This is a genomic window from Janibacter massiliensis, from assembly GCF_900289115.1.
Lineage (GTDB): Bacteria > Actinomycetota > Actinomycetes > Actinomycetales > Dermatophilaceae > Janibacter_A > Janibacter_A massiliensis.
Map to the genome: position 1 here is coordinate 1,617,348 of NZ_LT985196.1, position 20,719 is coordinate 1,638,066.

Here is a 20,719-nt window from a genome sequence, read left to right on the forward strand (position 1 = left end):
GCGGGTCGTCAGGGCCGGCGCACGGCGTCGGGTGACAATGTCCTGTGCCCCTCTACCGTGACCAAGGCGTGGTCCTTCGCACCCAGAAGCTGGGTGAGGCCGACCGGATCATCACGCTGCTCACGCGCGAGCGCGGCAAGGTCCGGGTCGCGGCCAAGGGGGTCCGTCGGACGAAGAGCCGGTTCGGCGCCCGCCTCGAGCCCGCCATGCATGTCGACCTCCAGTGCTACGAGGGGCGCTCGCTCGATTCCGTGACGCAGGCCGAGACGCTCGCGCCGTGGGGCGACCAGCTGGCGCGCCGGTACGAGAGCTGGACGAGCGCGTGCGCCGTTCTCGAGACGGCCGACCGGCTGACCGAGGAGCGCGAGACCGCCGTGCAGCAGTACCACCTGCTGTGCGGCGCGCTCCGCTCGCTCGCGGCGCAGGCCCACGACCCCGCGCTCGTCCTCGACGCCTATCTCGTCCGGGCGCTCGCCGTCGCCGGGTGGGCCGCGAGCTTCCACGACTGCGCCCGGTGCGGCCAGCCCGGGCCGCACCGCGGGTTCCACGTGCCCTCGGGCGGTGTCGTCTGCCCGGCGTGCCGGCCACCTGGCTCGAGCGCTCCTGCCCCCGAGACCCTGGCCTTGCTCGCCGCCCTGCTCGCCGGCGACTGGGACGTCGCCGACGCGAGCGAGCAGCGTCACCGCCGCGAGGGGGCAGGCATCGTCGCGGCGTACCTTCAGTGGCACCTCGAGCGCGGCGTCCGGTCGCTGCGCCTCGTCGACCGTTCGACCGTCGTCCGCCCGACCGTCCAGACCGGAGGTCTGCCCGCGTGAGCGCCCATATCCGCCCGTTCCCGCACCCGTCGGGTGCGACCCCGCCGCCGCTGCCGATGGAGGCGCTGCCCCGGCATGTCGCCGTCGTCATGGACGGCAACGGGCGGTGGGCCAACCAGCGGGGGCTGCCCCGGACGAAGGGGCACGAGGCGGGGGAGGGCGCGCTGCTCGACGTCGTCGCCGGTGCGATCGAGCTCGGCATCGAGCACCTGTCGGTCTACGCCTTCTCCACGGAGAACTGGCGCCGCTCGCCGGAGGAGGTGCGCTTCCTCATGGGCTTCAACCGCGAGGTGATGCGCCGCCGTCGGGCCCAGCTCGACGAGTGGGGGGTGCGGATGCGCTGGGTCGGGCGCCGTCCCCGCCTGTGGCCCTCGGTCGTCAAGGAGCTCGAGACCGCCGAGCGGATGACGCAGGACAACACGGGGCTGACCCTGTGGTTCTGCGTCAACCACGGCGGGCGCGCGGACATCGTCGATGCGATGCGGGCCGTGGCCAACGACGCCCGGGAGGGCCGGCTCAAGGGCTCGGGGATCACCGAGGCCACCGTGCGCCGGTACCTCTCGGCGCCCGACATGCCGGACGTCGACCTCTTCGTCCGCAGCTCGGGCGAGCAGCGCACGAGCAACTTCCTCATGTGGCAGGCGGCCTACGCCGAGCTCGTCTTCCAGGACCGGTTGTGGCCCGACTACGACCGCCGGGACCTGTGGGAGGCGGTCGAGACCTACGCCCGGCGCGAGCGCCGCTACGGCGGTGCGGTCGACGCGGTCGCCGAGACCTCCTGAGCCCGGGTCATCCGGCGTCGGCGCAGGCCTCGCAGATGCCGATGATCTCGACGGTGTGGTCGACGTCGCTGAAACCGTGCTGGCGGGAGACCCGCTCGGTCCACGCCTCGACCTCGGCGGCCTCGATCTCCACCGCGGTCCCGCACTCCCGGCACAGCAGGTGGTGGTGGTGGCCGTCGCTGCAGCGGCGGTACAGCGCCTCGCCCTCGTCGGTGCGCAGCACGTCCACCGCGCCGTCCTGCGCCATCCCCTGCAGGGTGCGGTAGACGGTCGCGAGGCCGACCTTGTCGCCCGCGTCCCGCAGCGCTGCGTGGATGTCCTGGGCCGAACGGAACTCCATGCTCGAGCGCAGGAGATCGGCCACGGCGGTGCGCTGGCGGGTCGTCCGGCGGTGCTGCTGGCTCATGATCGCGTCATCATCCCAGATCAGCCGTGATGGCCGTGCTCGTCCCAGTGCGCCCCGTGGGCGGCGTGCCGGTGCCCGTCGTGGAGGTAGTCGACGTGGTCGTCGTGGAGCACCGCCTCGTGACCGCACTCGTCCCAGTGCTCGTGGTGGTGCTCCTCCGCACGGTGGTGCCGGCGAACCGCCCCGTGGACGGCGGAGGCCAGCGCAGCGACGAGGAAGACCCCCACCGCCAGGAGCACGATCGTGCCGCCGGAGGGGGTGTCGGCATGGAAGGAGACGATGACGCCGCCGACGCTCGTGAGGAGCCCGGTCGCGACGGCGATCCCGAGGGTGGAGCGGAACGACCGCCCGAGCACCTGCCCCGTCGCGTTCGGCAGGATCATCAGGGCGCTGATGAGCAGCAACCCGATAACCCGCATCGACAGGACGACGGTGACGGCGACGAGCACGGTGAGCAGGACGTTCGTCGCGAGCACCGGCATGCCGGTGGCGCGGGCGTACTCCTCGTCCTGCGCGACGGCGAAGAACCGGCTGCGCATGACGACGACGGTGAGCACGACGAGGGCCGCGAGCCACGCGAAGGCCGTGAGGTCGGCGTGCGTCACCGTGTTGATCGCCCCGAAGAGGTACGACGCGAGGCTCGCTGATCCGCCGCCCGGCGCCTTGGCGAGGATGACGACGCCGGCGGCGATGCCCCCGTAGAACATCACCGCGAGGGCCAGGTCGCCCCCGGTGCGGCCCGTCCGACGCAGCAGCTCGATGATGACGGCGGCCACGACGGTGGCCAGCAGGGCGGTCCACACGGGGGAGGTCCGTGTGAGAACGCCGATCCCGACGCCCGCGAGGGCCACGTGGCCCATGCCGTCACCGATGAGCGACATCGAGCGCTGGACGAGGAAGATCCCGACCAGCGGCGCCGTGATCCCCACGAGCAGGGCGGCGATGAGGGAGTTGCGGACGAAGTCGAGGGCGAGCAGATCGATGACGTCGATCATCGGACCTCCCGGAGACGGTGGTCGCCGACGATCCGGCCGGCCTCGACCTCGACGACCCGGGTCGTCAGGTCCGTGAAGGCCGCGAGCTCGTGGGTCACGACGACAAGGGTGGCGCCCCGCTCGACGAGACGGGCGAGGACCGCGACGAGGACCGCCTGGTTCGCGGTGTCCACCCCGGCGGTCGGTTCGTCGAGAAGGAAGAGCTCGGGCTCGCAGGCGAGGGCGCGCGCGATGAGGACGCGGCGCTGCTGACCCCCGGACAGCTGTCCCACCTGGGCGTCGGCCCGGTCGCCGAGGCCGACGACTCGGATCGCCTCGGTCACCGCGGTGCGCTCGCCCGCGGTGAACGGGCGCCACGGCGCCCACCACGGGGTCCGCGCGAGGCGTCCGGTCGCGACGACCTCCCGGACGGTCGAGGGGATCGCGGTCGCGACGCTCTGCCGCTGCGGGACGTACCCCACCCGGTGGTGCTCGGTGAACGACCGGCGCGGGGCGCCGAGGATCTCGCACACCCCGCCGGTCTGGTCGGCGAGGCCGAGGATCCCCTTGACGAGGGTCGACTTGCCCGAGCCGTTGGGCCCCGTGACGACGAGGACCTCGCCGCGGGGCACGGCGAGGTCGACGTCGCGCAGGGTCGTCCGGTCGCGGTAGCCGAAGGAGGCCTCACGCAGGACGAGGACCGGTTCACCCGCTGGGGCTGCGGTCACGAGCAGGACTGCCCCTTCACGAGGGTCTTGAGGTTGGAGCGCATGACCGAAACGTAGTCGTCGCCGGCCGACTCGTCCGTCAGCCCCTCGAGCGGGTCGAGGACCGCGACCGTCGCGCCGGTCTCCGCCGCGATCGTCTCGGCCGTCTTCCTCGGGACGAGGGTCTCGGCGTAGACCGTTTTCACCCCGTGCTCCTTGACGTGCTCGACGACCTCCGCCATGTCCTTGGCGCTCGGCTCGGCCTCCGGGTCGAGGGTGATCGACTCCTGCTCGAGCCCGTAGGCATCGGCGAGGTAGCCGAACGCGGCGTGACCCGTGACGAGCTCCTTGCTCCGACAGGTCCTCAGGCCGTCCTCGAACTCCCTGTCGAGGGTGGTGAGCTCCTTGCGGTAGCGCGTGGCGTTGGCGCGGTAGTCGTCCGCGTGCTCGGGGTCGACCTCGGCGAGCCGGGTCGCGACCGCGTCGACGACGTCCGCGTACTTCATCGGGTCGAGCCAGAAGTGCGGGTCCTTGCCGCCCTCCTCGCCGTGCTCGTGGTCGTGACCGTCCTCGGTGGCCGCGAGGTCGAGGTGGGCTGCAGGGGTGACGTCGAACGCCGTGTCGCGCGCCTGCTTCGCCGCGTCGTCGACCGCCGGCTGGAAACCACTCTGGTAGACGACGAGGTCCGCCTTCGCCACGGCGACGGTGTCCCTGGGGGAGAGCTCGAGGTCATGAGGCTCGGCGCCCGGCTTCGTCAGGTTGGTCACCGCGACGTGGTCGCCACCGACCTGCTCCACCGCGTGCTGTAGCGGGTAGAAGGAGGCCATCACGCTCACCTTGGGCGTGCCGTCGGCGGACGTGGTTCCGTCGTCGCTGCCGCACGCGGTGAGCGGCGTAGCGGTGAGGCAGAGGGCGGCGGCGGTCGCGAGAACGGGTCGGAGGCGCATGACGACCACCCTCATAAAAATGAGAGTGATTGTCAAAAGCAGGTGGTGGCCTTCAGCGCGGCACGGCCCGGACGGCGCAGATCGCGACGAGGAGGAAGATCACCGACACCTGCATCAGGCGCTCGGACGGTGACCGCCGACTCCACCCGAGGGCCAGCACCCAGGCGAGGACGACGATGACCGGGACGATGAGCAGCCACCCGGGGGGCGGGAGGAAGGAGCCGGCGAGGACGAGCGCGACGACGATCGCCATGAGGACGAGCGGGTGGATGCTCGTGAGCGCGCGCGCCAGCGGGCCGCTGGCCCGTTCGAAGGAGCTCGGGCCGCCGTGCGGGCACGGCGCGTCGGGGTCGACGGGGGCAGGCGCGTCGTGGGGCTCGGACATCATCCGGCAAGGCTAGCCGCGGCGGTTAGCCTTGCCCGCATGGCCAAGCAGACCTCCACCGTGGACACCGTCGTCAGCCTCTGCAAGCGACGGGGGTTCGTGTACCCCTGCGGAGAGATCTACGGCGGCACCCGCTCCGCGTGGGACTACGGGCCCCTCGGCGTCGAGCTCAAGGAGAACATCAAGCGGCAGTGGTGGAAGTCGATGGTGCACGGCCGTGACGACGTCGTCGGCCTCGACTCCTCGATCATCCTTCCGCGCGAGACCTGGGTCGCCTCGGGCCACGTCGGCACGTTCACCGACCCGCTCGTCGAGTGCCTGCACTGCCACCGGCGGCGCCGTCAGGACCACCTGCAGGAAGCGTACGCCGAGAAGGCAGCGAAGAAGGGTCGAGAGATCGACCCCGACTCCGTCCCGATGGAGGAGATCGTCTGCCCCGACTGCGGGACCAAGGGCCGGTGGACCGAGCCGCGCGACTTCCAGATGATGCTCAAGACCTACCTCGGGGTCATCGAGGACGAGAGCGGGCTGCACTACCTCCGCCCGGAGACGGCCCAGGGCATCTTCCTCAACTTCCTCAACGTCCTGGGCACCTCGCGCCGCAAGCCACCGTTCGGCATCGCGCAGACGGGCAAGAGCTTCCGCAACGAGATCACCCCGGGGAACTTCATCTTCCGGACCCGGGAGTTCGAGCAGATGGAGATGGAGTTCTTCGTCAAGCCCGGCGAGGACGAGGAGTGGCACCAGTACTGGATCGACGAGCGCACCCGCTGGTACACCGACCTCGGCATCGACCCGGACAACCTTCGCCACTACGAGCACGCGAAGGAGAAGCTGTCGCACTACTCCAAGCGCACCGTGGACATCGAGTACCGCTTCAACTTCGCCAGCAGCGAGTGGGGCGAGCTCGAGGGCATCGCGAACCGCACCGACTTCGACCTCTCGACCCACTCGAAGCACTCGGGCACGGACCTCGTGTACTTCGACCAGACGACGGGGGAGAAGTACACCCCCTACGTCATCGAGCCTGCGGCCGGGCTGTCCCGCTCGCTCATGACGTTCCTCATCGACGCCTATGCCGAGGACGAGGCCCCGAACGCCAAGGGCGGGGTCGACACCCGCACGGTGCTGCGCCTGGACCACCGGCTCGCGCCGGTCAAGGCAGCGGTCCTGCCGCTGTCGCGCAACGCCGACCTCTCGCCGAAGGCCCGCGAGCTGGCCGCCCAGCTGCGCAAGAGCTGGAACGTCGACTTCGACGACGCCCAGGCGATCGGCAAGCGGTACCGCCGGCAGGACGAGATCGGCACGCCGTACTGCATCACCGTCGACTTCGACACCCTCGAGGACCACGCGGTGACGATCCGCGAGCGCGACACGATGACCCAGGAGCGGATCGCCCTCGACCAGGTCGAGGGGTGGCTCGCTCAGCGGCTCGTCGGCTGCTGATGACGATCGTCGCCGAGCGGGACGGCGGATCCGCTCCTGCGCCGCTCCTGCCACCCCTACGGATCGGCAGGCACGAGATCGGGTCGCCGGTCGTGCTCGCGCCGATGGCGGGGATCACCAACCGCGCGTTCCGCCGGCTGTGCCGGCAGTACGGGAACGACGGCCTCGCCGCGGGGGGCGCCGGCGGGGCGAGCAGCCTGTACGTGAGCGAGATGGTGACCTCCCGGGCGCTCGTCGAGCGCAGCCCCGAGACGATGCGGCTCATCGAGCACGACGGCGACGAGCACCCGCGCAGCGTGCAGCTGTACAGCGTGGACCCGGCGACGACCGCCGCGGCGGTGCGGATGCTCGTCACCGAGGACCGCGCCGACCACATCGATCTCAACTTCGGCTGCCCGGTCCCGAAGGTGACCCGCAAGGGCGGCGGGTCGGCCCTGCCGTGGAAGCGTGACCTGTTCCGCGCGATCGTCGGTGCTGCCGTGACGGAGGCCGCCCGGCGTGACGTGCCGGTCACGGTGAAGATGCGCAAGGGCATCGACGACGAGCACCTCACGTTCCTCGACGCCGCCCAGGCCGCCGTGGAGGAGGGCGTCGCGGCCGTCGCGCTCCACGGCCGCACGGCCGCGCAGTCCTACTCGGGCCAGGCCGACTGGTTGGCGATCCGCCAGCTCAAGGAGGCCGTCACGAGCGTCCCCGTCCTCGGCAACGGGGACATCTGGTCGGCCGAGGACGCGCTGCGGATGGTCGCGGAGACCGGGTGCGACGGGGTCGTCGTCGGCCGGGGGTGCCTTGGGCGCCCGTGGCTCTTCACCGACCTCGCGGCGGCCTTCGCCGGGACGACGGCCCGGGTGCGCCCGACGCTCGGGGAGGTCACCGACACCCTGCGCCGGCACGCCGAGTACCTCACCGAGTTCTACGACGGGGACGAGCTGCGCGCCTGCCGGGACATCCGCAAGCACATCGCGTGGTACCTCAAGGGGTTCCCCGCCGGGTCGGAGGTGCGCAACCGGCTCGCGCTCGTCGACTCGCTCGCCGCGCTCGACGAGCTCATCGCGACGACGGACCCGGACATCCCCTGGCCCGGCGAGCCCGCCGAAGGGCCGCGCGGGCGCGCCGGGTCCCCGCGGACCGTCGCCCTGCCGGAGAACTGGCTGGCCAGCCGCGAGCTCGACGAGACGCAGCGCGCGACGGTCGCCCAGGCCGAGCTGTCCGTCTCCGGGGGCTGAGGGACGGCGATGGGGTACGAGCCGCGCGACCGGGAACGCTGGGTGGCCGAGGACCCCGTTCACAAGCGCGCGGACCGGGACGATTTCGCCCGGGACCGCGGGCGGCTCATCCACTCCGCGGCACTGCGTCGGCTGTCGGCGAAGACGCAGGTCCTCCAGCCCGGCAGCGACGACTTCGTCCGGACCCGGCTGACCCATTCGCTGGAGGTCGCCCAGATCGGCCGGGAGTTCGGCAGCGCCCTCGGGTGCGACGGTGACGTCGTCGAGGTCGCCTGCCTGGCCCACGACATCGGCCACCCGCCGTTCGGCCACAACGGGGAGAGCGCGCTCGCGCAGGTCGCGGCGGGCATCGGCGGGTTCGAGGGCAACGCGCAGACGCTGCGGGTGCTCACCCGGCTCGAGGCCAAGCGCTTCCATCCGGACGGCCGGTCGGCCGGGCTCAACCTCACCCGGGCGAGCCTCGATGCCGCCACGAAGTACCCGTGGCGCAGCGCGGACGCGCCGGAGGGCAGCGGGAAGTTCGGGGCGTACGACGACGACCTCGACGTGTTCGGGTGGATCCGTCAGGACGCTCCCGATGGCCGCCGCTGCCTCGAGGCCGAGGTCATGGACTGGAGCGACGACGTCGCGTACTCCGTCCACGACGTCGAGGACGCAGTGGCCTCGGGCCTGCTCGACCTGCGCGCCCTGCGTGATCCCGGGGACGTCGACGCCGTCGTCACGGTGGCGGGCGAGGCGTACGCGCCGGACCTGGGCGCCGACGCGCTGGGGGCGGCCCTGGAGCGCCTGCTGGCCACCGGGTGCGTCCCGGCGTCCTTCGACGGCTCCCGGCGGGACCTGGCAGCCCTGAAGGACATGACGAGCCGGCTCGTCGGACGCTTCGTCCAGGCCGTCGAGGAGGCCACGCGCGCCGTGCACGGGCCTGCGCCGCTGCGTCGGTACGAGGCGGACCTCGTCGTCCCCGACACGGCTCGTGCCGAGGTCGCCGTCCTCAAGGCGGTCGCCGCCCACTTCGTCATGCGGGCCGACGCCCGGGCCGAGGTGTACGCGCACCAGCGCGAGGTCGTCCGAGACCTGGCGACGTGGTTCGCGCAGGACCCCCCGGCGCGGCTCGACGCCGACCTCCTGCCCGATCTCGCCGCGGCCGGCGACGAGGCCGGGCGCCTGCGGGTCGTCGTCGACCAGGTCGCCTCGCTCACCGACACCAGGGCGATCGAGCTCCACGCCCGGATCGCCTCGGGGGACTGCTCCCCGTTGACGTCGAAGGCCCGACGGGGTGTGATCGGCGCACAGCCCGAACCGGATGAGGGGGACTGATGGCGGTGGGACAGGGCGCGGATCCGGCAGGTGTCGCGACGGCACCGACTGCCGCGCGCGGAAGGGTGCAGGGGGGATCGATGAGAGCCGTCGGAGCGATCGCGGTCGTGGCGCTCGGTCTGTCGGCGTGCGCCACCGGCGAGTCGCCTCCCGCAGCGACGCCCGCCGGCGCCGTGGTGCTGCGGCAGAACGTCCCGGCGGAGATCGAGACGTCGACCGTCGTCGCGACGAACGTCGACGGCAACGACGTCACTCTCGGCATCAGCGACGGCGGGGCGATCGCGAAGCCCACCCCGACGTCGGAGGGATCGTCGGTGACGATCGCGGGGGACATCTGGCAGGTGCGGGCGGTGTGGTCCGAGGGCGAGCCGGCGGACGCCCCGGGCGCCTCCGCCGGGCGCGTCATGCTCGTCCCCGCCGGCTGATCCGCTCCCCGGCGCCAGGCCTGCCGCGGCCGCCGCCTCCGGTGCCTAGACTCGGCGGGTCGAGCGACGAGGAGGTGCGATGGCTGAGCGGAACGGTCGGATCCGGTCCGAGGACGTCGAGGCCGTCAAGGAGCGCACCTCGATCACCGACATCGTGCGTGAGCACGTCACGCTCCGCCCGGCCGGGCCGGGGTCGATGAAGGGGCTGTGCCCGTTCCACGACGAGAAGACGCCGAGCTTCACCGTGCGCGAGACGGTCGGTGCCTACCACTGCTTCGGCTGCGGCGAGGGCGGGGACGTCATCTCGTTCGTCCGCGCCGTCGACCACCTGAGCTTCACCGAGGCCGTCGAGCACCTCGCGAGCAAGCTCGGCATGGAGCTGCGGTACGAGGAGGGCGCCGGCCCGCGGCGCGAAGGGCTCGGACTGGGTCGACGTGCCCGGCTCGTCGAGGCGCACCGGGCTGCCGAGCAGTTCTACGCCCAAGCGCTCGTCGCCGGGGGAGAGGCGCGCATCGGGCGGGACTTCCTGCGGGGCCGGGGCTTCGACCGTGCCGCGGCGGAGCGCTTCGCCGTCGGGTACGCGCCCCGCGGCGGCGACGACCTCGCGCGGCACCTCCTCGAGCGAGGCTTCACCGAGGACGAGGTGACGACGGCGGGGCTGTGCGGACGCTCGCAACGGGGCCTCTACGACCGCTTCCGGGGCCGGCTCGTCTGGCCCATCCGGGACATCACCGGTGACACGGTCGGGTTCGGCGCCCGGCGCCTGCACGACGACGACCGCATCGCCGCGAAGTACCTCAACACGTCCGAGACCCCGATCTACAAGAAGTCCCACGTGCTCTACGGGCTCGACCTGGCGAAGAAGGAGATGTCCCGCAGCCGCCGGGCCGTCGTCGTCGAGGGGTACACCGACGTCATGGCGGCGCACCTGGCCGGGGTCGGGGAGGCCGTCGCGACGTGCGGCACCGCCTTCGGTGTCGACCACGTGAAGATCATCCGGCGGATCCTGCGCGACGAGGCCGACCTCGCGCCGGCCCGGGTCGTCTTCACCTTCGACGGCGACGAGGCGGGCCAGAAGGCGGCGATGAAGGCGTTCGGCGAGGACCAGCGGTGGGCCAGCCAGTCCTACGTCGCGGTCGCTGAGGCGGGCATGGACCCGTGCGACCTCCGCCAGGCCAAGGGCGATCCGGCCGTGCGCTCGCTCGTCGAGCACGCCGTGCCCATGTTCGAGTTCGCGGTCCGCACGACCTTGGCGCGCTTCGACCTCGCCTCGGCCGAGGGGCGGGTCGCCGCCGTGCGGGCGGTCGCGCCGATCGTCAACGGCATCCGCGACACGGGGCAGCGGACGGAGTACGTGCGCACCGTCGCGGGCTGGGTCGGGGTCGAGCCGGAGCAGGTGCGGGGCGAGCTCGCCCGGGCCGCCCGGCAGGCGCAGACGGGCCAAGACCGGACCGGCCAGCCGCGACCCGGGCAGCTGCGCCCGGGGTCGACCGCCGCCCCGATCGAGCCGGCGGCGCTGCCCCGGCCGGACCTGCGGGACCCGGTCGTCAACGCCGAGCGGCAGCTGCTGCAGGCACTCCTGCAGTTTCCGGCGCAGTTCGAGCCGGCCGCCCTTGACGCGATCGACCCGGCGGGGTTCCACGCCCCGGCGCACCGTGCCGTCTTCGGTGCGATCCGCGCGGTCGGCCCGATCGACCGCGGCACGAGCCACGCCGGGTGGGCCGCGGCGGTCAGCGAGGCCGCGGCCGTGCCGGTGCGCCCGCTGCTCGCGGAGCTCGCCGTCGCCCCGCTGCCCGTCCGCTTCGACGTCTCGAGCGGCCTGCCCCCACGTCGCTACCTCGATTCCCTCGTCAACCGGGTCCGTGAGGTCGGCCTGACGATGCGGATCGGCGACGCGATGTCCACGCTGCGGCGCTTGGACTCCGATCCCTCCGCGGACCGGGCCGAGGCCCGCGCCGCGTCGACCCGGCTCATGGAGCTGCAGCAGCAGCTCGCCCGACTCCGTGCGGAGGTCACCGAATGAGGAACCCGTTCCGTCGCCGCAGCCGGATCGACGGTGCTGCCCGCGAGGCCCTGCGCAGCGCGGGCGCCGGTCGCGTCGTCGCGTGGGCGACCGACGGCTCCGGCGGGGTGGTCGTCGCGACCGTCGCCGAGCTCGCGGTCGTCGACGCCGGCGGCGCGATCTCGCTCACGCCGTGGCACGAGGTGCTCTCGGGGCGGTGGGTGGCTGACGAGGACGCACTCGTCGTGACGACCGTCGACGGGCAGCAGCGGATGCTCGCCGTCGACGAGGACTCGGGTCTGCTCGAGGCGTTGCGGGAGCGGGTCCAGACGTCGGTCGTGACGAGCGAGTCGCTCGCCCGGGGACGCACGTTCGTCGCGATCCGCCAGGACCTCACGACGCGGGCGCTGCTGGAGCAGGTCGTCCGATCCGGCCGGCTCGTGCCTGAGGATCGCAGGAGCCCGGAGGAGCAGGAGATGCTCGCCACCCTCCGGGAGCGCATCGGGGCCCCTGCCTGACCGGCGCACCGGATTCGGAGCCGCGTCCCCCCTTTGCTATCGTTGCCCAGCGCTCGTCGCGATCCCCTGTAGCTCAATTGGCAGAGCAGCCGACTGTTAATCGGCAGGTTGTTGGTTCGAGTCCAACCGGGGGAGCTTCCGTCGACCAAGGCCCCCGCAGCACGACGCCAGCGGGGGCCTTCGTCGTCGGCACGGGGCGGTAGCTCAGTCGGTCAGAGCAGCGGACTCATAATCCGTCGGTCCTCGGTTCAAGCCCGAGTCGCCCCACCGAGCAGGCGTCACCCGTGTGACGGGTGGTGCGGCTGTGCGCTCTCGTGCACAATGGGACTCACAACCGCACACGCTGGTGCTGCAGGCACCGAGCCGCCTCGGGTGGATGGCCGTGGGGAAGACGTCCACCACACCCTGAGGAGCATCGGATGTCCGCACGAAGCACGCAGCACCTGACCCGCGGGGTGGTGTTCGTCCACTCGACCGCGAGCGCGCTCTGCCTTCACATCACGTGGGCGCTGGAGTCGATTCTCGGTACCCGCGTGACGCTCGACTGGTCCCCGCAGCCTGCTGGCCGGGGTCTGGTCCGCACGGAGTTCTCGTGGACCGGCCCGGTCGGGTCGGGCGCGAAGATCGCCAGCGCCCTGCGCGGGTGGGACGACGTCCGGTACGAGGTGACCGAGGAGCCCAGCCCCGGCGTCGACGGGTCCCGGTGGCAGCACACCCCCTCGCTCGGCATCCACCACTCGTGGATCTCCGCCAGCGGCGACGCGGTCGTCAACGAGGACCGGCTCAAGGAGGTCCTCCTCCTGGCCCAAGGGTCGTCGGAGGCGATCGAGGACATGCTCGGTGAGCTCCTGGGCGCCGACTGGGACGCCGAGCTCGAGCCCTTCCGCCACGCCGGCGAGGGTGCCCCCGTCCGCTGGCTGCACAAGGTCGGCTGACCCGGCCTCGCGGTCCCCGAACGCTTCCGCACCGGCTCAGGGACGGTGCGGAGGCGTTCCGTGCTCAGCGTCCCCGCCCGCTCGATCGGCCTGCGTCGCGGTGTCCTGCTGGGCCCGGCGCACCGCCGATACGAGATCGCCCACCGTGCGCGCGCCGTGGATCTCGGCGTCCGTCAGCTCGACGTCGAAGGTCTGCTCGGTGAGCATCGCCAGCGTGAGCAGCCCGAGGTCGTCGAACCCCACGCTCGTGAGGTCGACGTCGTCGCCGAGCTCGTCGGCACCGACCGTGCACTCCCGCTCCGCGGCGCAGAGGGCGCGGATGCGGGCTGCCGGGTCACCTTCGCCGCCGTCCGACGCCGCGGTCTCGTCGGTCGCCGGATCCTCGGACCCGGTGAGGCCGAGGGCGCGCAGCGACTCCGCAAGCGATTCCGACACGTCAGCGAGCCGCCGCGGTCAGTCGGTCCCCGACTCGATCGCGGCCGCGTCGAGCCACTGCTCGCCCTCGGACTCGCTCGCGCCGCCGGTGATCGCGCCCGCACGGCCCGGCTCGAGCTCGCCGATGAGCTGGGTGTGGTTCGCGAGCAGCTGGCCGCGGGAGGCGTACGTCTCGAGCTTGCTCCGGCTGTCGGCGATGTCGAGGTTGCGCATCGTCAGCTGGCCGATCCGGTCGAGCGGGCCGAAGGCAGCATCCGTCGTCCGCTCCATCGACAGCTTGTCCGGGTGGTAGCTGAAGCCCTCGCCGCGGGTGTCGACGATCGAGTAGTCCTCGCCGCGCCGCAGCCGCAGGGTGACCTCGCCGGAGACGACGGAGGCGACCCAGCGCTGGATCGACTCGCGCGCCATGAGGGCCTGCGGGTCGAACCACCGGCCCTCGTACATCAGCCGCCCGAGACGACGCCCGTCGGCGTGGTAGCTGGCGATCGTGTCCTCGTTGTGGATCGCGTTGAGCAGCCGCTCGTAGGTGATGTGCAGCAGGGCCATGCCGGGCGCCTCGTAGATGCCGCGGCTCTTGGCCTCGATGACCCGGTTCTCGATCTGGTCCGACATCCCCAGGCCGTGACGCCCGCCGATGCGGTTGGCGGCATCGACGAGGGCGACCACGTCGCCACCGAACTCCTCACCGTTGATGGCGACCGGGCGGCCCTGCTCGAAGCGAACCGTGACGTCCTCGGTCTCGATCTGCACCGCCGGGTCCCAGAAGCGGACGCCCATGATCGGCTCGACGAGCTCGACGCTCGTGTCGAGGTGCTCCAGGCGCTTGGCCTCGTGCGTCGCGCCCCAGAGGTTGGCGTCGGTCGAGTACGCCTTCTCCTTGCTCGCCCGGTACGGCAGGTCCCGCTCGGCGAGCCACTGGCTCATCTCGTCGCGACCGCCGAGCTCGGTGACGAAGGCCTCGTCGAGCCACGGCTTGTAGATCCGCAGGTCCGGGTTGGCCATGAGGCCGTAGCGGTAGAACCGCTCGATGTCGTTGCCCTTGTACGTCGACCCGTCGCCCCAGATGGAGACCCCGTCCTCGGCCATGGCGCGCACGAGCAGCGTCCCGGTGACGGCCCGACCGAGCGGCGTGGTGTTGAAGTACGTGCGCCCGCCGGAGCGGATGTGGAACGCACCGCAGGCGATCGCCGCGAGGCCCTCCTCGACGAGCGCCGCGCGGCAGTCGACGAGGCGCGCGACCTCGGCCCCGTACTCCTTCGCGCGGTCGGGGACGGACGCGATGTCCGGCTCGTCGTACTGGCCGAGGTCGGCCGTGTACGTGCACGGCACCGACCCCTTCTCGCGCATCCACGCGACCGCGACCGAGGTGTCGAGACCGCCGGAGAAGGCGATGCCGACACGTTCACCGACAGGGAGGGAAGTGAGGACCTTGGACACGAGGGTCAGCCTAGGGCCAGAGCCGCGTCAGCCGTCGGCCGGCTCAGACGTCCTCGCCGCCCTCGTTGCCCGACTCCCCGGCGGTGACGTCGAGCAGGCGGTAGCGCTGCGCGGCCCGGGCCGGGACGTCGGCGTCGATCCACCCGCGCGCGGCGAGCATCTGCAGCGCTCGGACGGTGATCGAGGGACCGTCGACGTGGAAGAACCGGCGTGCCGCGGGCCGGGTGTCGGAGAACCCGAAGCCGTCGGTCCCCAGCGCGGAGAACTCCTCCGGGACCCACGGACGGATCTGGTCCGGCACGGCCTTCATGTAGTCGGTCACCGCGACGACCGGACCGTGGGTGTCCTGCAGCTGGCGGGTGACGAACGGGGTCCGCCGCGGCCGGTCGGGGTGGAGGAAGGCGTCCTCGTCGCACGCCATCGCCTCGCGCCGCAGCTCGGCCCAGCTCGTCACCGACCACACGTCGGCGACGACGCCCCAGTCGTCGCGCAGCAGTCGCTGGGCCTCCAGCGCCCACGGCATCGCGACACCGCTGGCGAGCAGCTGGGCGCGCGGGGGAGTGCCCTCGAGGCCGGCGTCGTCGCCGGGCGCGTAGCGGTACAGGCCCGCCAGCAGGGCGTCGACGTCGAGACCCTCGGGCTCCGCGGGCTGGTGGACGGGCTCGTTGTAGAGCGTGAGGTAGTACATGACGTTGCGCTCGGTCGCGCGCGCCTCGTCGTCCTGCGCGGGGTCGCCGCCGTACATCCGCTCGATGCCCGCCCGCATGATGTGGGCGATCTCGAAGGCCCATGCCGGGTCGTACGAGACGACGGCCGGGTTCGTCGAGGCGAGCAGCGGGGAGTGCCCGTCCGCGTGCTGCAGGCCCTCGCCGGTGAGCGTCGTCCGACCGGCGGTCGCGCCGAGGACGAACCCGCGGGCCATCTGGTCCCCGGCCGCCCACAGGCCGTCGCCGGTCCGCTGGAAACCGAACATCGAGTAGAAGATGTAGACCGGTACGAGGGGTTGCGCGTGCGTCGCGTAGGCCGTGCCGAGTGCGGTGAACGCCGCGACCGACCCCGCCTCGTTGATGCCCGTGTGGACCAGCCGCCCCTCCTCGGACTCCTTGTAGGCGAGCATGAGGTCGGCGTCGACCGAGGTGTAGCGCTGGCCGTGCGGGTTGTAGATCTTCGCCGTCGAGAACATCGCGTCGAGCCCGAAGGTGCGGGCCTCGTCGGGGATGATCGGGGCGATCCGCTCGCCCAGGCCGGGGGTGCGCATGAGGTCCTTGAGGAGGCGCACCCACGCCATCGTCGTCGCCACCTCCTGCTTGCCGGACCCCTTGGCCAGGCCGCGGTAGTCCTTCTCGGCGGGCAGCTCCGGGACCGAGTAGAGGACCCGGCGCTGCGGGACCGCGCCGCCGAGCTTCCGGCGCCGCTCGAGCATGTACTCGATCGTCTCGTCGCCCTCCGGCGGCCGGTGGTACGGCGGGAGGTAGGGATCCTTCTCAAGGGTGGCGTCGTCGATGGGGATGGACAGGCTGTCCCGCAGGCCCTTGAGGTCGGTCAGCGTCAGCTTCTTCATCTGGTGCGTCGCGTTGCGGCCGGCGAACTGCGAGCCGAGCCCGTACCCCTTGATCGTCTTGGCGAGGATGACCGTCGGCTGGCCCGTGTGGCGCACCGCCGCCCGGTACGCCGCGTAGACCTTGCGGTAGTCGTGACCACCGCGCTTGAGCTTCCACCAGATGTCGTCGTCGGACCAGTCCGCGACCATCCGCCGGGTGCGCGGGTCGCGGTCGAAGAAGTGCTCGCGGACGTAGGCGCCGTCGTTGGCGCGGAAGGTCTGGTAGTCACCGTCCGGCGTCTGATTCATGAGGTTGACCAGCGCGCCGTCGGAGTCGGCGGCGAGCAGCGGGTCCCACCCGCGGCCCCAGACGACCTTGATGACGTTCCAGCCGGCGCCCCGGAAGAAGGACTCGAGCTCCTGGATGATCTTGCCGTTGCCCCGGACCGGCCCGTCGAGCCGCTGCAGGTTGCAGTTGACGACGAAGGTGAGGTTGTCGAGCTCCTCGTTCGCGGCCACCTGCAGCAGGCCGCGGCTCTCCGGCTCGTCCATCTCGCCGTCGCCGAGGAACGCCCACACGTGCTGGTCGCTCGTGTCCTTGATGCTCCGGTTGTGCAGGTACCGGTTGGCCTGGGCCTGGTAGATGGCGTTCATCGGACCGAGTCCCATCGACACGGTCGGGAACTCCCAGAAGTCGGGCATGCCGCGCGGGTGCGGGTAGCTGGGCAGACCCCGGCCGGCGCCGGAGGCGGGGTGGCTCTTCTCCTGCCGGAAGCCGTCGAGGTCCGCCTCGGACAGGCGGCCCTCGAGGAAGGCGCGGGCGTACATGCCGGGGGAGGCGTGGCCCTGGAAGAAGATCTGGTCGCCCCCGCCCGGGTGGTCCTTGCCGCGCCAGAAGTGGTTCATCCCCACCTCGTAGAGCGTGGCCGCCGACGCATAGGTGGAGATGTGCCCCCCGACGCTCACCCCCGGCCGCTGCGCGCGGTGGACGAGGACGGCCGCGTTCCAACGGAGGAAGGCGCGGTAGCGGCGCTCGATGTCCTCGTCGCCGGGGAACCACGGCTCGTGCTCGACCGGGATCGTGTTGACGTAGTCCGTGGTCGTCAGCGACGGGACCCCGACGTTGAGCTCGCGCGCGCGCTCCAGGAGCCGGAGCATGACGTATCGCGCCCGCGCGCGCCCGCTGTCGTCGATGAGCCCCGTGAGGGACTCGAGCCACTCGTTCGTCTCGTCCGGGTCGATGTCCGGCAGGTGGGTCGGGATCCCGTTGAGGATCGGCCCCCAGTCGTCGCGGCGGTCGGGCACGTCGTCGTCCTCTCGATCGTCGATCCGCGGCCGGTGGGCCCGCGGCTGACGACGACCATCCTCGCACCCGACGTGTCGCCGGTCACATCGGCCCGGGTGGGCCGCGGGTCGCGCCGGGGCGGGAGACTGAGCCCATGGACGGCATCACGCTCGACGAGGCCGGCGGGGCCGTGCCCTGGCGCCGGGTGCATCCCCGGCTCGCCACGGGCCGCCGGATCGCGGTCCTCCTCGGGCTGGCGCCGGTGCTGCTCGGCGCCGGGGTGCTGGCGTGGGTCCACCCCGCGTGGGGCCTGCCCGTGCTCGCGGGCATCATCGTCGTCCTCGCGTGGGTGTGGTGGCTCGTCGGGCGACAGGTCGCCGCCATCTCGTACGTCGAGCTCGAGGACGACCTCGTCGTGCGCACCGGCCGGGTGTGGCGCACGCTGTCGTCGATCCCGTACGGGCGCATCCAGTACGTCGACCTCTCCGCCGGGCCGATCGCCCGCCGGCTGGGCTATGCGCGCCTCGAGGTCCACACCGCCTCGCCGTCGACGAGCGGGGCCATCCCCGGGCTGCCGACCGCCGAGGCCGAGCGCCTGCGCGCGCGGCTGTCCGACCGGGGCGAGGCCCTCCGGGCCGGGCTGTGACCGCCCTCGGCGCCGACGACCGCTGGCGTCGGTTCCACCCGCTGTCGACGCTCATGCGCGGCGGCCTCGTGCTCTTCGGCGTGCTGGCGTGGGTCGTGGGGACGCTCACGGACGACGTCGTCGGCAGCGCCTCCGCAGGCGAGTGGGACCTCGTCCGGGGGCACCTCGGCCCCGCGGTCGGGGCGCTCGCCCTCGTGCTCCTCGGGGCGATCGGCGTCGGGTCGATCGGCTGGCTCACATCCGCCTACCGGGTCGGCTCCGCCGAGCTCGAGCTGCGCACGGGCATCCTCACCCGCACCGTCCGCCGGGTGCCCTACGACCGGGTCCAGTCCGTCGACCTCGTGCGCCCCGTCCTCGCCCGGCTCATCGGTCTCGTCGAGCTGCGGGTGGAGTCGGCGGGCGGGGCGGACTCGCACGTCAGCCTGGCCTACCTCTCGCGCCGGGACGCCGACGCGCTCCGGGCCGAGATCCTCGCCCGCGCCGGGGACGAGGTCCCACCGCCCACGCCGGGTGCCCGGCCCGACGGCCGCGAGGACGACGGCCTCGAGCGCGACGTCCTCAACCGCGCCCCCGCCGCGCGGGTCCTCGCATCGGAGCTGCTCGACCCGTGGAGCCTGCTCGTCGTCGCGGGCGGCGCGCTCGCCCTCGGGTCGGCGGCCGCGGGACGGCCCGAGGCGCTGCCGGCGCTCGTCCCGCTCGTCGTCGGCGTGGGCCCGGCGAAGGTCCGGGCGTTCCTGCACCGGTGCGGTTTCTCCGCCCGGAGGGGACCCGGGTGGGTGCGGACCTCCTCCGGTCTCACCGACACCCGGACCGCGACGGTCCCGCTGCACCGGGTCCAGGCGGTCGGCGTGGTGCAGCACGCGCTGTGGCGGCCAGCGGGCTGGTGGCGGGTCGAGGCGAACGTCGCGGGAACGGTCGCTCGCGACGACGAGGGGATCGCCGCCTCGATGCTCGCCCCCGTCGCCTCCGGGGCCGAGGCACGACGGACGATCGCGGCCGTCCTCGACGCCGAGACGGCGGGCGCCGTCGACGGCCTCCTCGCCGGTGTCGCGGCGCGCACGGTCGCCACCCCGCGGCGTGCCCGATGGCTCGCGCCCATCACCTGGCGGACCCGTGGCGCCGTCCTGACCCGCTCGGCCGTTGTCGTCCGCACCGGACGCTGGCGCCGCACCGTGGCGGTGGTGCCGTACGCGCGCATCCAGTCCCTCGCCGTCACCGACGGCCCGGTCGGTCGGCGCCTGCGGCTGGCCACCGTGCAGGTCGCGACGACGAGCGGCCCGGTCGCCTGCCGGATCCCGGACATCGACACCGGGGACGCCGCGCGGCTGGAGCGCGCGCTGTCGACCCGCGCGGCGGACGCCCGAGACGCGATGCGCTTGCGCCGGGGGCGGCGAAGGGGTGAACTTGACCCGATGACTGCTCACACGGAGGGAACAGGGGCCGTGCCGGCCGAGGAGACGAACGCGATCACGGACCGTCTCGGCTTCCGGCTCGGTCAGGTCGTGCAGGAGTACGGCTGGGACGACGACGTCGACGAGGGGCTGCGCGAGCAGATCGAGGACGTCGTCGGTGAGCCGTTGGAGGACGAGGACTACACCGGTGCCGTCGACGCGGCGATCCTGTGGTGGCGCGACGGCGACGGCGACCTGACGGACGCGCTCGTCGACGTCCTCGGCACGCTGGACGAGGCCGGGGCGGTCACCCTGCTCACGCCGCGGTCGGGCACCGACGGCGAGGTCGACCCGAGCGAGATCGAGGACGCCGCGAAGACCTCGGGCCTGCGGGTGTCGAGCACGATCAAGGCCGGTGCCGAGTGGACGGCGACCCGGCTCGTCGCGCCGAAGCGCTGACGCTGGCAGGATGGCGGGCATGAGCGACAACGCTGCCCCCGCCGTCGGCCAGGACGCCCCCGACTTCACGCTGAAGAACCAGAAGGGCGAGGAGGTCACGCTCTCCTCGTTCCGCGGCGAGAAGAACGTCGTCGTCGTCTTCTACCCGTTCGCCTTCTCCGGCATCTGCACCGGTGAGCTGTGCGAGATCCGCGACGACCTCGGCGCCTTCGAGTCCGACGACGTCCAGGTGCTCGCCGTCTCCTGCGACCCGATGTTCTCCCTGCGCGCCTTCGCCGACCAGGAGGGCTACTTCTTCCCCCTGCTGTCCGACTTCTGGCCGCACGGCGAGGTCGCCAAGGCCTACGGCGTCTTCAACGAGGACGCGGGCATGGCGATCCGCGGCACCTTCCTCGTCGACCGCGACGGCAAGATCGCGTGGTCCCTCGTCAACGCCCCGGGTGAGCGCCGCGACTTCGCCGGGTACCGCGAGGCGCTCGAGGGCCTGTCCTCCTGAGCGAGTGGGGGCCGGCCCGCCTGTGGTGGGCCCGGCACCGGCTCCTCGGGGCGAGCCAGTCGAGGCGGTACCGCCTCGCGCTGACCTACGAGCTCGCGCGGCGACGCGCGTACGCGCGCGGGGTCGTCCTCGGGGAGCCGTTGCA

The 20,719-nt window shown here is 72.6% G+C and carries 20 protein-coding genes and 2 tRNA genes; 14 read left to right on the forward strand and 8 right to left on the reverse strand.

Annotated elements, in window-relative coordinates:
- Window positions 1-44 precede the first annotated feature (44 nt).
- Both recO and DAA34_RS07900 read left to right on the forward strand, forming a co-directional pair.
- Window positions 45-815: a DNA repair protein RecO gene (gene recO / locus DAA34_RS07895; RefSeq protein WP_106818358.1), complete on the forward strand. Its 771-nt coding sequence runs from the start codon at window positions 45-47 to the stop codon at window positions 813-815.
- Window positions 812-1,597: an isoprenyl transferase gene (locus DAA34_RS07900; RefSeq protein ID WP_106818359.1), complete on the forward strand. Its 786-nt coding sequence runs from the start codon at window positions 812-814 to the stop codon at window positions 1,595-1,597. Before recO ends, DAA34_RS07900 begins: the two co-directional genes overlap by 4 nt.
- Window positions 1,598-1,604: 7 nt before the next feature.
- Here DAA34_RS07900 and DAA34_RS07905 read toward each other — a convergent pair whose 3' ends face one another.
- The 5 genes from DAA34_RS07905 to DAA34_RS07925 are packed head-to-tail and all read right to left on the reverse strand — an operon-like array spanning window position 1,605 to window position 5,016.
- Complete coding sequence (locus DAA34_RS07905) at window positions 1,605-2,003, reverse strand: Fur family transcriptional regulator (protein ID WP_106818360.1); 399 nt, start codon at window positions 2,001-2,003, stop codon at window positions 1,605-1,607.
- A 20-nt stretch (window positions 2,004-2,023) separates the two neighbouring features.
- Window positions 2,024-2,998: a metal ABC transporter permease gene (locus DAA34_RS07910; RefSeq protein WP_106818361.1), complete on the reverse strand. Its 975-nt coding sequence runs from the start codon at window positions 2,996-2,998 to the stop codon at window positions 2,024-2,026.
- Complete coding sequence (locus DAA34_RS07915; protein WP_106818362.1) at window positions 2,995-3,705, reverse strand: metal ABC transporter ATP-binding protein; 711 nt, start codon at window positions 3,703-3,705, stop codon at window positions 2,995-2,997. Before DAA34_RS07915 ends, DAA34_RS07910 begins: the two co-directional genes overlap by 4 nt.
- A complete protein-coding gene (locus DAA34_RS07920; RefSeq protein WP_106819970.1) occupies window positions 3,702-4,631 on the reverse strand; it encodes a metal ABC transporter substrate-binding protein in 930 nt (309 codons plus the stop codon). Before DAA34_RS07920 ends, DAA34_RS07915 begins: the two co-directional genes overlap by 4 nt.
- Before the next feature lie 52 nt (window positions 4,632-4,683).
- Window positions 4,684-5,016: a hypothetical protein gene (locus DAA34_RS07925; protein WP_158707678.1), complete on the reverse strand. Its 333-nt coding sequence runs from the start codon at window positions 5,014-5,016 to the stop codon at window positions 4,684-4,686.
- A gap of 39 nt (window positions 5,017-5,055) precedes the next feature.
- Here DAA34_RS07925 and DAA34_RS07930 point away from each other — a divergent pair, with 39 nt between their 5' ends.
- From DAA34_RS07930 to DAA34_RS07970, 9 genes are all read left to right on the forward strand, one after another.
- A complete protein-coding gene (locus tag DAA34_RS07930) occupies window positions 5,056-6,462 on the forward strand; it encodes a glycine--tRNA ligase (RefSeq protein WP_106818364.1) in 1,407 nt (468 codons plus the stop codon).
- Complete coding sequence (gene dusB / locus DAA34_RS07935) at window positions 6,462-7,688, forward strand: tRNA dihydrouridine synthase DusB (protein WP_106818365.1); 1,227 nt, start codon at window positions 6,462-6,464, stop codon at window positions 7,686-7,688. Before DAA34_RS07930 ends, dusB begins: the two co-directional genes overlap by 1 nt.
- Before the next feature lie 9 nt (window positions 7,689-7,697).
- The gene (locus tag DAA34_RS07940) at window positions 7,698-9,005 is read left to right on the forward strand and encodes a deoxyguanosinetriphosphate triphosphohydrolase (RefSeq protein ID WP_106818366.1); all 1,308 of its coding nucleotides are present in this window, start codon (window positions 7,698-7,700) and stop codon (window positions 9,003-9,005) included.
- Window positions 9,006-9,085: 80 nt separating this feature from the next.
- Window positions 9,086-9,430, forward strand: coding sequence for a hypothetical protein (locus DAA34_RS07945; RefSeq protein WP_106818367.1), 345 nt, complete (start codon window positions 9,086-9,088; stop codon window positions 9,428-9,430).
- A 79-nt stretch (window positions 9,431-9,509) separates the two neighbouring features.
- Window positions 9,510-11,453, forward strand: a complete 1,944-nt coding sequence (dnaG, locus tag DAA34_RS07950; RefSeq protein ID WP_106818368.1) for a DNA primase — start codon at window positions 9,510-9,512, stop codon at window positions 11,451-11,453.
- The gene (locus tag DAA34_RS07955) at window positions 11,450-11,950 is read left to right on the forward strand and encodes a hypothetical protein (RefSeq protein WP_106818369.1); all 501 of its coding nucleotides are present in this window, start codon (window positions 11,450-11,452) and stop codon (window positions 11,948-11,950) included. Before dnaG ends, DAA34_RS07955 begins: the two co-directional genes overlap by 4 nt.
- A 62-nt stretch (window positions 11,951-12,012) precedes the next feature.
- Window positions 12,013-12,085 (forward strand) — tRNA-Asn (locus DAA34_RS07960).
- Between the two features lie 58 nt (window positions 12,086-12,143).
- Window positions 12,144-12,217: transfer RNA gene (locus tag DAA34_RS07965), tRNA-Ile, on the forward strand.
- Between the two features lie 152 nt (window positions 12,218-12,369).
- Complete coding sequence (locus DAA34_RS07970; protein ID WP_106818370.1) at window positions 12,370-12,885, forward strand: DUF3145 domain-containing protein; 516 nt, start codon at window positions 12,370-12,372, stop codon at window positions 12,883-12,885.
- 36 nt (window positions 12,886-12,921) lie between these two features.
- Here the strand turns inward: DAA34_RS07970 and DAA34_RS07975 are convergent, their stop codons facing one another.
- From DAA34_RS07975 to aceE, 3 genes are read right to left on the reverse strand one after another with little or no spacing between them, the layout of a single operon-like run.
- Complete coding sequence (locus DAA34_RS07975; protein WP_106818371.1) at window positions 12,922-13,320, reverse strand: acyl carrier protein; 399 nt, start codon at window positions 13,318-13,320, stop codon at window positions 12,922-12,924.
- Window positions 13,321-13,338: 18 nt separating this feature from the next.
- Window positions 13,339-14,757, reverse strand: a complete 1,419-nt coding sequence (argG, locus tag DAA34_RS07980) for an argininosuccinate synthase (protein WP_106818372.1) — start codon at window positions 14,755-14,757, stop codon at window positions 13,339-13,341.
- 43 nt (window positions 14,758-14,800) lie between these two features.
- Window positions 14,801-17,602, reverse strand: coding sequence for a pyruvate dehydrogenase (acetyl-transferring), homodimeric type (gene aceE / locus DAA34_RS07985; protein WP_106818373.1), 2,802 nt, complete (start codon window positions 17,600-17,602; stop codon window positions 14,801-14,803).
- 134 nt (window positions 17,603-17,736) lie between these two features.
- Here aceE and DAA34_RS07990 point away from each other — a divergent pair, with 134 nt between their 5' ends.
- Genes DAA34_RS07990 through DAA34_RS08000 form a run of 3 tightly spaced genes read left to right on the forward strand, consistent with a single transcriptional unit; the run spans window position 17,737 to window position 20,574 of the window.
- Window positions 17,737-18,228: a PH domain-containing protein gene (locus DAA34_RS07990; protein WP_106818374.1), complete on the forward strand. Its 492-nt coding sequence runs from the start codon at window positions 17,737-17,739 to the stop codon at window positions 18,226-18,228.
- The gene (locus DAA34_RS07995; protein WP_106818375.1) at window positions 18,225-20,078 is read left to right on the forward strand and encodes a DUF3052 family protein; all 1,854 of its coding nucleotides are present in this window, start codon (window positions 18,225-18,227) and stop codon (window positions 20,076-20,078) included. Before DAA34_RS07990 ends, DAA34_RS07995 begins: the two co-directional genes overlap by 4 nt.
- Window positions 20,079-20,097: 19 nt before the next feature.
- The gene (locus DAA34_RS08000) at window positions 20,098-20,574 is read left to right on the forward strand and encodes a peroxiredoxin (RefSeq protein ID WP_106818376.1); all 477 of its coding nucleotides are present in this window, start codon (window positions 20,098-20,100) and stop codon (window positions 20,572-20,574) included.
- The last annotated feature ends 145 nt before the right edge of the window (window positions 20,575-20,719 follow it).